The sequence below is a fragment of the Nostoc sp. genome (assembly GCF_036916975.1).
GTDB lineage: Bacteria > Cyanobacteriota > Cyanobacteriia > Cyanobacteriales > Nostocaceae > Nostoc.
The window spans coordinates 17,344-29,098 of the sequence record NZ_JBALFF010000060.1 but is presented as its reverse complement, the minus strand read 5'-3'; the positions used below and the strand labels follow the sequence as shown (position 1 = coordinate 29,098).

The following is an 11,755-nucleotide window of genomic DNA, read 5'->3' as shown; positions in this document are numbered from 1 at the left end:
TGCGATCGCTCTAATTCTGTCTGAGTTAGTTGTAGATTAGATTGCGATCGCTCTAATTCTGTCTGAGTTAGTTGTAGATTAGATTGCGATCGCTCTAATTCTGTCTGAGTTAGTTGTAGATTAGATTGCGATCGCTCCAATTCTGTCTGAGTTAGTTGTAGATTAGACTGCGATCGCTCTAATTCTATTTTTGAGTTTTTCCTAATTTGGTAAACATCAAGCCAATCTTGAAGAACCCAGTCTTTCAAATAAATATCAACTTCCAATCGGTCTAAGTGAATTGGCTGGCATTTTAAATCAGCTTGATTATTCAATTTATTATATAATTCTACTGCTTCTGGAAAAAAGCTTTTAATTAGCATCTGTCTGTGAGCGTTTGATGCTAAATTACTCATCAATGATTTATCTACAATTCCTTCACTAGGCTCATTAAGTTGGATACCAAATTTATTTATACATAATGTTGAGATAACAGTATAGTCTGCAATTAGAGTATCAGTATTTAATAGAATGCATTTATCTGGAAACTGATGATAGAAATCTAAGATGATTTTGTTATAGTGCATCCATATTTGTAAAGCATATTTAGGATTGCTATAAAATATTTCATCTCCACGACGATATAAAGAATCGATAACTTCCCAAGGCGATCTATATATAAATATAAAATATGCTTGCGGTAGTAAATTTTTCCAAAAATCTAAGAAAAGAGTAGTGCGTGGATCTTTCCAGCCCCAGTAATTTAGTGTTGAGTTTTCAGCGATAATTAGTTTTGCCTTATCAAACAATTGCTGTGGTAGCTGGATACCTTTCTGTATTGTCCATCCTTCCTGAGTAATACCTTGAGAACGTAAAGCACATTCGTGAAAACCTACGAAATCTAAGTTTTCAAAATGACCTTTTGGGTTACTAGGAAATGCACCCATTAATCTCTTACCTATATTCACTCCTGCACTTTCCATCAACGATGCAGCCAGAGAAGTACCAGAACGATGCATTCCAGCAATTATGAAAATCGAAGATTTGTTATCTTGGTTCATCACTAGTTTGCCTTATTTAGTTATCAATAAATAAATCTAATTGATATGAATAAGTTCCAGATTATGCATAATAATATTAAATATTATCTCCGATGATTGATTTACATCTTCTTCATAACTTTTAATTATGATATCAGTATATACACCGACTTTATATCATGCAGTAATCATTGTAAATTGTAATATTGTACCAGATTAACGTCTCTGAATATAAAGTCAACTTACTTATAGTGATGCATTCATTTCAAAACAAATATACATTTTTATAATTTTTCTAAAGAATATTCATTCTTATTTTTCAAGTACAGAGGTTAGGTATTTTTTTACAACATCGCCTGCATTTCCAGTTAATTGAATTTTTCCTCTATCTAACCATATACATTTTTGACAAGAATCTTGGATAAATTTTAAATCATGAGATACTACTAAAATAGTCACATTTTCATCCCATAATTTCTCAATCCGTCGCTTACACTTATTCTTAAAACTTTCATCCCCTACAGATAACACCTCATCTAGAATTAGAATATCAGGCTGCACATCTGTTGCAATAGAAAAACCCAGCCTTGCCACCATACCCGAAGATAATCCCTTCACTGGAACAAAAGGATAATCTTGTAATTCTGCAAACTCTAAAATTGAAGGTACTCTATTACGCATTTCTGATCTAGAATATCCCAGTAGTACACCATACAGCAAAATATTATCCATTACGGAAATTTCCAAGTCAAAACCTGCTCCTAATTCAATCAAAGGAGCAATTTGCCCTCGTACCCGTACTGTTCCACCTGTAGGTTGCAAAATTCCAGAAATCACCTTTAGAAGAGTGGATTTACCAGAACCATTCGCACCAATAATACCAATTTTTTCGCCTTTTTCAACTACGAAATCAATTTTATCCAGTACTAACTTTTTCACTGACTGGCGATATTTACCTTCTAAAATAGATAGCATTGTTTTCTTAAGGTCATAAGAAAACTCCTCTTGTGTCCGTCGCAACAGCGAAACATTGTCTAGGCGAATTACTTCCATTTACAGCAAATCCATAAAATGATGCCGCCACAAGTGAAAACAAGTCCATCCCAGGACTAAAATAATTACCCCACTCAGCAAAGCGCCCCAAATTAAGCCTAAATCTGGTGCAGAACCTGATAATGTAATCTGACGCAGACTTTCAATAATTGGTGCTAATGGATTTAAACCTAAAAATTGCTTTACCTGCGGTGGAACAATAGCTGCTGGATAAAATATAGGACTACTCAGCCAAATTACAAATACAACTAACTCATAAAAGTAAGGCAAGTCTCTAAAAAAAACGTACAAAGCACTTACTAAAAAACTAACTCCTGTAGAAACTAAAACTAAGGCCATAAATGGAAATATTAGCCCCAACACATTCACTAAACTTTTAGAATTAATCAAAGTCATCAATGCCAACAACGGAAATGTACCTACCGAAAACTGAAATACATTCGCGGCAATGATTGATACAGGGAAAACGCTGACTGGGAGATGAATTTTATTTAAAAGTGAGCCATTATTGACTACACTGCTCAATGCCTGAGATGTAGAAGCTGAGAAAAAGTTGATTACTACCAGCCCCGTAAATGCTGCTAATACATAGTTCAGTATTGAGTTGTTATAATATGATGCAAAAGTTGTCCCAAAAATTGCAGAGTACAACCCAGTCATAATCAACGGGTTCAACAGCGACCAATAAATCCCCAAGAACGAACCTCGATAACGCACTTTGAGATTCCGCGCTACCAAAACGTGCAGCAATTCCCAATAGCGCCGCACTTGCAACCAAGTTGAATTATCTTTAAGCGAAATTCTCATTCTTAAAAACCACCACACACCAAGGCAAGTTATTTGCGAATTTTATACTACTAAAGCGGACTTTGCCGCATTAGCCTACCATTAAAGACTTTATTTTAAAAAGCATCGCTAAATATACAACTTAACTAATTAGCATTTTTCTCCTCTTAAGCACATGCTACTCCGGCAAGACCAATTAATTTATCAATTGGTTCCTATAACTGTCTGCCACAAATAGCTCGTTAATATCATAAAATTTTTAAAATGTCAACTAAAATCTTGTTCACGATGTCTACTCATTGGATAATCTTTAAGCGACTCTATATACTTAACTCAAACTGTCTGGATCAATTCCTTGCGATCGCAAATACTCTGCCAATCGCTCTGCACGTTGATATTCTTGTTCAGCCCGTTGATATTCTTGTTCAGCCCGTTGACATTCTTGTTCAGCCCGTTGACGTTCTTGTTCAGCCCGTTGACGTTCTTGTTCAGCTTTTTCTCCTCGCGTTGCTATCCAACCTGCTGCATTATACCAACGCAACCACAAACCTGTTGTCTGCTGGTAAGAACCTTGCCAAAGTCCCAATCCTAGTTCTAACTCTTCCAACCATAAGCGGTTATCTGGTAAAGATATTGCCTCGTAGCGAGTGCCTATGAGTTGAAAGGCACGCAAACGATTTTCATAGCGATCGTAGACAACATAGTAGGGAACCCGCAAAATGCGTTCATATACTTCCCATTTTGTTGGGGGTCGGTTGACTTCCCGGAGTGTTTTTCCTAAGTCTTCTTGTTGTGTACCTGGTGAAAGTAATTCAACTACTAAAAATGGATCAACCCCCTCTTGCCAAATGACGTAACTTAAGCGTAGGTCTTGCTGTTGGCTAGCACTAGATACTCCTAAAACCATATACCAATCAGGACGCTTGTACCACAGAGTATGGCGGGGGTCGTAGTAAAGATTCAAGTCACTAGCAAGTAAAATTTCCTCAGATGGATAAGTCAGAGGCTGACAAGTCTCACTGAGCAAATCCGCTTGAATGCAGTGAAATTCATCTGGCAAACCTGATTCCCCAATTAATTCACTGGGTAAATCATACATCGTAGGCATGGTTTCTTGTGGTGGACGGGGGGGATCTGTTTGATACATGACTACTACCTTTGTTGCTTAACTCAAGCTATCTAGATTAACTCCTAGCGATCGCAAATGTTTCGCCAACCGTTGCCAAAGCAGCTGTTCTTGTTCCAACCGCAATTGCGCCGCAATAGCCTGTTTGGTTGTTGATTTAATTTTAAGCTGTTAAGTCAGGAGTTATTCTTCTTTGATCTCCCTCTTCTTTCTGAATTTGTGAGAGCAGAGTCACGGATTCCGCTACACTTAGACTTGGTTTATCTCAATTGTAATCAGGCATGGAAATCGGACAAAAGGTTAAAGTGTTTCGTTTGCGCGATCGCGTTTCTGCCCCAGTTGTAAAAAAACTCGGACAAGTGGGTATCATCCAAGGCTACAAAGTCACCGATGGTGCTGGAATCGGTGTAGTGGTGCTGTTTGAAGACAAAACTTCTACTTGGTTTTTTGAAGATGAAATCAAACCTGTGTAGTTGTAAACTCAGAACCGGGTTTTTCTTGGTATCTGAAATTTATTGCACACGCTGAAATTCTTTGTTGAGTGCTAAGTTGGAGTTGAAAAGACCGGCGGTGAAAATAGGAATCAAATAATGGCTCTAATATTGACATTTTTGGGCAAAGGCGGCACCGCTCGTACCAAAATTGCGATCGCCGCCGCCAAATTATTGGCAAGTCAAGGCAAGCGCGTACTCCTAGCAGGACAAGCAGAACCAACATTGTCAATTCTGCTCGGTACTCCCATTGCAGCCGATCCCCAGGAAATCGCTCCCAATTTGCAAGTAGTCCAGCTTCAAGCATCTGTACTACTAGAACGCAACTGGGACGAAGTGAAGAAACTTGAGGCGCAATATCTCCGCACACCCATATTCAAAGACGTTTTTGGTCAAGAACTGGTAGTATTGCCGGGGATGGACAACGCCCTAGCCTTAAATGCTATCCGCGAATATGATGGCAGTGGTAAATATGATGCGATCGTCTACGATGGCACAGGTGACTCTTTAACGTTGCGGATGTTGGGTTTGCCAGAATCTATCAGTTGGTATATCCGGCGATTTCGGCAATTGTTTGTCAACTCCGATTTGGGGAAAACGATTACTGAATCACCCTTGATTCAGCCGCTCATTAGCAGCTTTTTCAATGTCAACTGGACAGCAGATAACTTTGCAGTCCCCACTAACCAAGTCAATAATTTCTTAGAAAAGGGGAGAGCCGCTCTTGCTGATCCCAAGCGTCTTGCTGCTTTTTTAGTTACCACAAAAGATCCCATTGAGGTAGCAAATACTCGTTATTTGTGGGGTAGCGCTCAACAAATTGGTTTAACTGTTGGTGGTGTTCTTTTTGTATCTAATGAGAGCAATGTCAACCTATCGGAGGAATTTATACCTTTACCTGTGAGCGTTGTTCCCGACTCGCCTACAGGTGAGTGGCAACCACTGATAGACGCTTTACCCAACTTTGAAGCACAAGCTCTACAAGCTCCCAAACCAATTGAAATAGACATCCAGAATCGTCAAGTACGCCTATTCTTGCCAAGTTTTGATAAAAAGCAAGTTAAGCTCACCCAATATGGCCCAGAAGTCACGGTAGAAGCAGGAGATCAGCGACGCAATATTCCTTTACCCCCGGCTCTGAGTGGCAGACCTGTTGCTGGAGCAAAGTTTCAAAATAATTATTTGATAATTTCGTTTTAAGTTAGTTAGGAACAAAGTTAGGAGTTAAGAGTGAGGAGTTAGAAATAAAAATAAATAAGTAATAGCTTCTAACTCCTAACTAATAATTCCTAACTTCTAACTTCTAACTTCTAACTCATTAATAAACCTTATGTCAGAATCAACTCCCATTACCCCAGACCCCAAGCCATCTGAGGCATTAGACTCAGTGGTAAATAATTCCAGCGAAAAAGCGATCGCATCTGCCGATCGCAATGCGAAAACTAGGCAACTGCTGGGGATGAAAGGTGCAGCGTCTGGAGAAACTTCAATTTGGAAAATTCGTTTGCAGCTAATGAAGCCGATTACCTGGATTCCCCTAATTTGGGGCGTAGTCTGTGGTGCGGCTTCTTCTGGTAACTACACTTGGACACTGGAAAATGTGTTGAAGGTAGCAACCTGTATGCTACTGGCTGGGCCATTGATGACAGGTTACACTCAAATCCTTAATGATTACTACGATCGCGAAATCGATGCCATTAATGAACCCTATCGCCCGATTCCCTCTGGCGCAATTCCTCTACCCCAGGTAATTATTCAGATTTGGGTATTACTGATTGCTGGTATTGCTTTGGCATTTGGGCTGGATGTGTGGTCTGGTCATGAATTCCCGACAATTACAGCGATCGCGCTTATCGGTTCTTTGATCGCCTACATTTATTCTGCACCTCCCCTGAAACTCAAGCAAAACGGTTGGCTAGGTAGCTACGCCTTGGGTGCAAGTTATATTACCCTACCTTGGTCTACAGGACACGCTTTGTTTGGCGATCTCAATTCCACAATCGTGATTTTGACAATGTTCTACAGCCTGGCTGGATTGGGTATTGCCATTGTTAATGATTTTAAGAGTGTAGAAGGCGATCGCCAGTTAGGATTAAATTCACTACCCGTAATGTTTGGCATCACCACTGCGGCATGGATTTGTGTAGTAACAATTGATGTCTTTCAAGGATTGATCGCAGCTTATCTCGTCAGCATCCATGAAAATTTGTATGCAACAATACTAATACTGTTAATCATTCCCCAAATCACCTTGCAGGATATGTATTTCCTGCGCGACCCCGTGAAGAATGATGTTAAGTACCAAGCCAGCGCCCAACCCTTCCTTGTTCTAGGAATGCTCGTCACTGGTTTAGCGCTGGGTCATGCTGGCGTTTAATTTATACTTCTATAGTCAGAAGTTAAGAAGTAGGAGTTAGGAGTTAATATACTTTTAGCTCCTAATTTGTATCAGCACATATCGTGTTTCAACTGCTATCTTTCCTCATTCATGGGATTCAACCTTTTTTAGTCCCGATTTGCTTTGTCGTTGCTTGGACTGTAACTATTCTCGTTGTTTTGAGTCTCTGGACGGCGGCGCGAGATAGTGTGACTACAGCCAAGCAAATGCATCAAATACCCTGTAGTGGTTGCCAATTTTTTACCGACAATTACCGTCTTAAATGTACTGTACGCCCATCTATTGCCAATACAGAAGAAGCAATCCATTGTTTGGACTATCAACCGAAGACGAATCCGTATCTGTATTAGTTGGGGAGTAATAATTTTAGATTTTAGATTTTGGACTTCGACTACGCTCAGTCGAACGATTTTGGATTAAATTTCAATCTAAAATTGAATTGCCCAATCCCCAATCACTATTGACCAATTTCTAACAATATCTTTAAAACACCGCGACTTTGAGCGTGTTCAAAAGCCGCAAGCCCTTCAATGAGGGGGTAACTGGCATGAATCAGAGGTTTCACGTCAACTTGTCCTGTAGCTAGTAGCTGGAGGGCTGGGGCGAAGGGGCCACAACGAGAGCCGATGAGGGTAATTTCATCTACTACTAACGAAGAAGCATCTAGGCTGAGGTTGCCAGCATAAGTACTTTTAAGCACTAATGTACCACGAGGACGTAAGGCGCGACGGGCGATCGCAAATCCTTCTGGGTTGCCAGTACACTCTACTGAGATATCGAAATATCCATCTGTAACACTGTCGGTTAAACTCGTTTTGATGCCGCGGGCTTCTAAATTAGCCAGTTTCTCCCGATGACGCCCCACGGCTAAGAGTTCACAGCCAGTTAGGGCAAGTGTCTGGGCTACTAACTGCCCTAGTTTGCCATCTCCAACCACTAGTACCCGATCATCTGGATGCAATGCCACTTGCTGCTGAATTTCCAAAGCTGCTGCTATAGGTTCGGTAAATGTTGCTACTTCGGTTGGCACATTATCAGGTACTAAATGTAAGTTCTCCATCGGCAAACAGAGATATTCACCAAAGGCTCCATTCCGGTTGACAATACCTAAAACTGTGCGATTTTGACAGTGAGTTGGTTGTCCTCTGCGACAAAACCGACAATGCCCACACACAGCGTTGATTTCTCCAACTACGCGTTGTTTAATTAGGTGTTCTGGCCCTTCTTCAACGACACCAACAAATTCATGCCCTAAAATACCAGTGTAGGGATAGTAGCCTCTAAGCAGTTCCAAGTCAGTGTTACAGATACCCGCACGCAAGACGCGCACTAAGGCTTCTCCCTGTGGTGGTTCAGGAATGGCAATATCTGTGCGTAGTTGCAACTGGTTGTTTTCGAGCCAAAGTCCTTTCATTCCTCTTCACGTCCTTTGCCTAATAATTTATGTTGTCATTTCATTTTCAAAAATCTTTATAAAATAATCAATCGGTTGTATAAGCCTACAAATATATGCCTCTACCCACGCCTATGTTTCTGTAGTAGGTATTTCTTTCTTTTTGACATCTATTTTGCTTAACCAAGTAACCAGATCATTTGAGTCAAGTGCTATCTCATTTCCTAAAGTTTTGATATAAAGAAGTCCGTCGCTAATAATTAAATCTCTAATTGGATACCATGAATCTCGTTTTCTAATTAAAAGTTCCAACGGAATCCCTGGTCTTGAAGCATACTTGCGATATTTCCACCAAGCTCGCCATAGAAGTACACATTTAGTACAGTGCATCTCATAGCCTTTGGGAATTTCGCAGTATTGATACTGATAGAAACCACGACTATCTACTTCTCCTTTGAGAAGATAACTATATTCTGCTAATGCCTGATTGATCAATTCCCACTGGGATGATTTTGGAGAAATCCAGAATTCAGATAGTGTGTTAGATAGTTGGACGGTGGCAATCACACCTTCGGCTTTTGCTATCAGTTGGTTAGTTTTATAGACTGTTTGGGCTGTCAAAGCAGGATTTGACAACAAAACTTCTTTTTTCTGAATAGAGTTTTGCACAAACTCTCGAATTAAATCTAGATTAGACAACATAAAATTATTTATACTAAATTAAGTAGTGTGATGGAAGCCATAACTGTACTTAAATTAGTTGCTACACTGTTATTGCACTAAATTTAGGATTATTACCAGCTTTATTTCTCTGTCTGACTAGGACTTTGTTAACTTTAACAAAGTTTGGGGGTTTGAGTCCCCTGCTTCTATCAAGGAGGGTGAATTGAATGCCTAAGCTAAATCCCTGTCACAAAACGTAATTGCGAACGCACAAAGTGTGCCTGCGGCAAGAGTGCGAATTGTTTTAATTTTAGCTATGTCGCCGCTCACTTGGCTGCTTAACAAAATTAGTGTTTTCAGATACACAATAAATTATTATATTAAATTTTTACGCTTTCGAGAAAAGGTTGAAATACTGGAATTAATTCGGGGCGACTAACTACAAGGGTGGGAAAAGAGCGATCGCTATAATCTTCTCCTGGTGACAAGGGAAACGGTTCTGATTTAAGCGATAACCAGACCCCGCCAGCAGCCTGAACAATTACCCAAGCCCCCGCTAAGTCCCAAACTTTTGGTGTCGCCTCAATACCACCGAGAGTAGCCCCAGTCGCAACTGTCAAAAAGTTATAGCTAGCCACACCCAACATGCGAATTTTGCAGGGAAAGCCGTTCTGGATAACTGCGGTGCTACGGGAACAAAGGTTAAAAAAGTGATTGTTGCTGGGACTATCTATACTAATGTGGATGGGGTGGTTGTTGAGAAATGCCCCTGTTGGTGTTGCTAAACCAGATGAACCTGCCCAGAAACCATGAAAAGCTTGATTCAAGGTTGGAGCGTAAATATAACCAAAAATTGGTGTACCTCGATACAGTAAACCCAGAGATATTGTCCAGAGAGGAATACCGCGTGTAAAGTTGGTTGTGCCGTCTAGAGGGTCAATTACCCAGCACCACTCCGTACCGGGAAATGACCGATCGCTCTCTTCGGTCAAAATGCCGTAACCAGAGAAATTAGAAGCGATAGCATCCCGAATTTGCTGATCTGCCCATTTATCTGCTTGCGTTACCAAACTACCATCAGCTTTTTGGTCAGCTTGTACTTTCCCAAAATCTTGCATTAGCTGCTTGCCCACTCTGGTAGTAGTAGTTTGGGCAAAATCTAAAATTGTTGTCCAAAAATCATTCATTTGTCATTTGTCATTTGTCATTTGTCATTTGTCCCATGCCCTATACAGTTTAATCTAAATCGCTTTCTAAAACCGAAGCGATCGCTTGCTTTGTACTTGTTTGAAATTCTCTGATGTTCACCCGATTCAGAAACCAAATCGATACCAACATTCCCACTGCTTCTAGGGCAAACACCAGTCCATAAGCTAAAACTAGATTGGGTAATAGCTTGCGACCGATATCCAATAAAGTACCACCTAAAACCACTGCCATACCTCTAGAGATAGACTGCGCTAACCCCCAGGCTCCAATAAATGTACCTGCGGCTTCTGCTGCTGTGAGATCCAACATTAAGCTCACTGCTGCTGTAGTTAAGACACCAGTGGCTAAACCGAACAAAATTAAACTTAGCTTCAGGAAAGCTGGATTAGCTGTAAAGCCTGATATCCCAAGTAATGCTGTACAAAATGCCACTAATATACAGCCTAGTTTGGCAGTTCTTTGCTTACCTAAACGTGGCACAATCAAAAAACCACTCACACCGTAGGCAATCAGTACACCTGTTCCATAAAAAACATTCAGTTTGGTACTTTCAGCCAAAGGCATTTTAAATACCTGACCTGCATAAGGTTCTAAAATTGGGTCTTGCATAAACAAGCAGAGAGTCATCACCAGTAAAAAGGTAAAAAATATACCTGTTTGTGGGCTAACTGTCAAGATTTCCCAAGCCTTGCCCAGAGTTATACTGTCTTCTCGGTTTAGTAATGTGGAACGAGTTAAGTATTGGGAGTATTTTTTTTCTACGCCGAATGTGGCTGCGATCGCCAGCCCAAATACAATTATGGGAACGACGAGAAACAGCCTATTTACCGCCGCCTGCAAGGTTGCTATAGAAACCCCTAGTGTTAATGGCTCTAGTAACTTGGAACTAATAATTGCCCCAATAATAATTCCCACCATTAGCATTGACCAAACCACACCGACGACTTTAGAACGGTTATCTTCTTCAGATATATCCACTAACAAAGCAGCAAAAGCAGTACCGCTAAGAGAAATTCCTAGACCGTAGATAGCGAAGATTAGTGACAAAAGCGCTATCCAGCCGATTGTTTGGCTTGTCCATGCCCAACCACCTGTACTATTTGCAGCAATATTAAGCTGCCATATCACTTGTATAGCTAAAAAGGCTGCGATCGCAAATATTGCCGCTCCCACCCAAACATAAGCTGTACGGTGGTATCCCCATAACGGCTTGGCATCGGAAATCTGGCCGAACCAGACACGGGAAGGAGCAACAAATAAAGGCAGTGCTAGAACTACTGAAACCAGTGTCGCCGGTATTGCTATTTCTTGAATCATGACTCTGTTGAGTACCCCCAGAGTCAAAATGGACATCATACTCAATCCCATCTGAAATAAACCCAGGCGGAACATGGTCAGCAGGTTTACCCTTGGCACAGATAGGGATTTTGTTTTGGTATCAAATACTTCACCGCTTGACATAAATACTTTTTCGTATGGTTTATAGAATTTAATTTCTCTCTTATTTAAATAAAGATAAACCCTACCCGCTCAAAATCAGCGAACGAAAAGTAGAAGTTCCGTTCGCGTAGCGTCTCGTAGAGAAGGTATCGCAGTTATTTAGCAAGCAGTTCTAAT

General features: G+C 40.6%; 12 protein-coding genes. 4 read left to right on the top strand and 8 right to left on the bottom strand.

Annotated elements, in window-relative coordinates:
* The 4 genes from V7K73_RS14495 to V7K73_RS14480 form a co-directional block, all read right to left on the bottom strand.
* The coding region (locus V7K73_RS14495) for a sulfotransferase (RefSeq protein ID WP_334881044.1) at positions 1 to 1,040 on the bottom strand (1,040 nt) is incomplete at its 3' end.
* Positions 1,041 to 1,331: 291 nt separating this feature from the next.
* Positions 1,332 to 2,072: an ABC transporter ATP-binding protein gene (locus V7K73_RS14490; protein WP_334881043.1), complete on the bottom strand. Its 741-nt coding sequence runs from the start codon at positions 2,070 to 2,072 to the stop codon at positions 1,332 to 1,334.
* Entirely contained in the window at positions 2,073 to 2,879 is an 807-nt protein-coding gene (locus V7K73_RS14485) for an ABC transporter permease (protein ID WP_334881041.1), read from the bottom strand.
* Positions 2,880 to 3,186: 307 nt separating this feature from the next.
* A complete protein-coding gene (locus V7K73_RS14480) occupies positions 3,187 to 4,005 on the bottom strand; it encodes a Uma2 family endonuclease (protein WP_334881039.1) in 819 nt (272 codons plus the stop codon).
* A gap of 260 nt (positions 4,006 to 4,265) precedes the next feature.
* Here V7K73_RS14480 and petP point away from each other — a divergent pair, with 260 nt between their 5' ends.
* The 4 genes from petP to V7K73_RS14460 all read left to right on the top strand — a co-directional run bounded on the left by petP (position 4,266) and on the right by V7K73_RS14460 (position 7,223).
* Positions 4,266 to 4,457: a cytochrome b6f subunit PetP gene (gene petP, locus V7K73_RS14475; protein WP_334881037.1), complete on the top strand. Its 192-nt coding sequence runs from the start codon at positions 4,266 to 4,268 to the stop codon at positions 4,455 to 4,457.
* A 117-nt stretch (positions 4,458 to 4,574) separates the two neighbouring features.
* A complete protein-coding gene (locus V7K73_RS14470) occupies positions 4,575 to 5,675 on the top strand; it encodes a Get3/ArsA fold putative tail anchor-mediating ATPase NosAFP (protein WP_334881035.1) in 1,101 nt (366 codons plus the stop codon).
* Between the two features lie 130 nt (positions 5,676 to 5,805).
* Positions 5,806 to 6,852 carry a chlorophyll synthase ChlG gene (gene chlG, locus V7K73_RS14465; protein ID WP_334881033.1) on the top strand — a complete coding sequence of 349 codons (1,047 nt, stop codon included), beginning with the start codon at positions 5,806 to 5,808 and terminating at the stop codon, positions 6,850 to 6,852.
* An 83-nt stretch (positions 6,853 to 6,935) separates the two neighbouring features.
* Positions 6,936 to 7,223: a hypothetical protein gene (locus tag V7K73_RS14460; protein WP_334881031.1), complete on the top strand. Its 288-nt coding sequence runs from the start codon at positions 6,936 to 6,938 to the stop codon at positions 7,221 to 7,223.
* A 107-nt stretch (positions 7,224 to 7,330) separates the two neighbouring features.
* Here V7K73_RS14460 and V7K73_RS14455 read toward each other — a convergent pair whose 3' ends face one another.
* The 4 genes from V7K73_RS14455 to V7K73_RS14440 form a co-directional block, all read right to left on the bottom strand.
* Positions 7,331 to 8,287, bottom strand: a complete 957-nt coding sequence (locus V7K73_RS14455; protein ID WP_334881029.1) for an MDR/zinc-dependent alcohol dehydrogenase-like family protein — start codon at positions 8,285 to 8,287, stop codon at positions 7,331 to 7,333.
* Positions 8,288 to 8,398: 111 nt separating this feature from the next.
* Positions 8,399 to 8,968 (bottom strand): hypothetical protein, encoded by a 570-nt coding sequence (locus tag V7K73_RS14450; RefSeq protein WP_334881027.1) that lies wholly within the window; start codon positions 8,966 to 8,968, stop codon positions 8,399 to 8,401.
* 341 nt (positions 8,969 to 9,309) lie between these two features.
* Positions 9,310 to 10,116: an inositol monophosphatase family protein gene (locus tag V7K73_RS14445; protein ID WP_334881025.1), complete on the bottom strand. Its 807-nt coding sequence runs from the start codon at positions 10,114 to 10,116 to the stop codon at positions 9,310 to 9,312.
* A 49-nt stretch (positions 10,117 to 10,165) separates the two neighbouring features.
* Positions 10,166 to 11,599 carry a BCD family MFS transporter gene (locus V7K73_RS14440; RefSeq protein WP_334881023.1) on the bottom strand — a complete coding sequence of 478 codons (1,434 nt, stop codon included), beginning with the start codon at positions 11,597 to 11,599 and terminating at the stop codon, positions 10,166 to 10,168.
* Positions 11,600 to 11,755: the final 156 nt, after the last annotated feature.

Coding starts and splice junctions, on each gene's coding strand:
- V7K73_RS14490 (WP_334881043.1), bottom strand. CDS start 2,072: ATGGAAGTAATTCGCCTAGACAATGTTTCGCTGTTGCGACGGACACAA.
- V7K73_RS14485 (WP_334881041.1), bottom strand. CDS start 2,879: ATGAGAATTTCGCTTAAAGATAATTCAACTTGGTTGCAAGTGCGGCGC.
- V7K73_RS14480 (WP_334881039.1), bottom strand. CDS start 4,005: ATGTATCAAACAGATCCCCCCCGTCCACCACAAGAAACCATGCCTACG.
- petP (WP_334881037.1), top strand. CDS start 4,266: ATGGAAATCGGACAAAAGGTTAAAGTGTTTCGTTTGCGCGATCGCGTT.
- V7K73_RS14470 (WP_334881035.1), top strand. CDS start 4,575: ATGGCTCTAATATTGACATTTTTGGGCAAAGGCGGCACCGCTCGTACC.
- chlG (WP_334881033.1), top strand. CDS start 5,806: ATGTCAGAATCAACTCCCATTACCCCAGACCCCAAGCCATCTGAGGCA.
- V7K73_RS14455 (WP_334881029.1), bottom strand. CDS start 8,287: ATGAAAGGACTTTGGCTCGAAAACAACCAGTTGCAACTACGCACAGAT.
- V7K73_RS14450 (WP_334881027.1), bottom strand. CDS start 8,968: ATGTTGTCTAATCTAGATTTAATTCGAGAGTTTGTGCAAAACTCTATT.
- V7K73_RS14445 (WP_334881025.1), bottom strand. CDS start 10,116: ATGAATGATTTTTGGACAACAATTTTAGATTTTGCCCAAACTACTACT.
- V7K73_RS14440 (WP_334881023.1), bottom strand. CDS start 11,599: ATGTCAAGCGGTGAAGTATTTGATACCAAAACAAAATCCCTATCTGTG.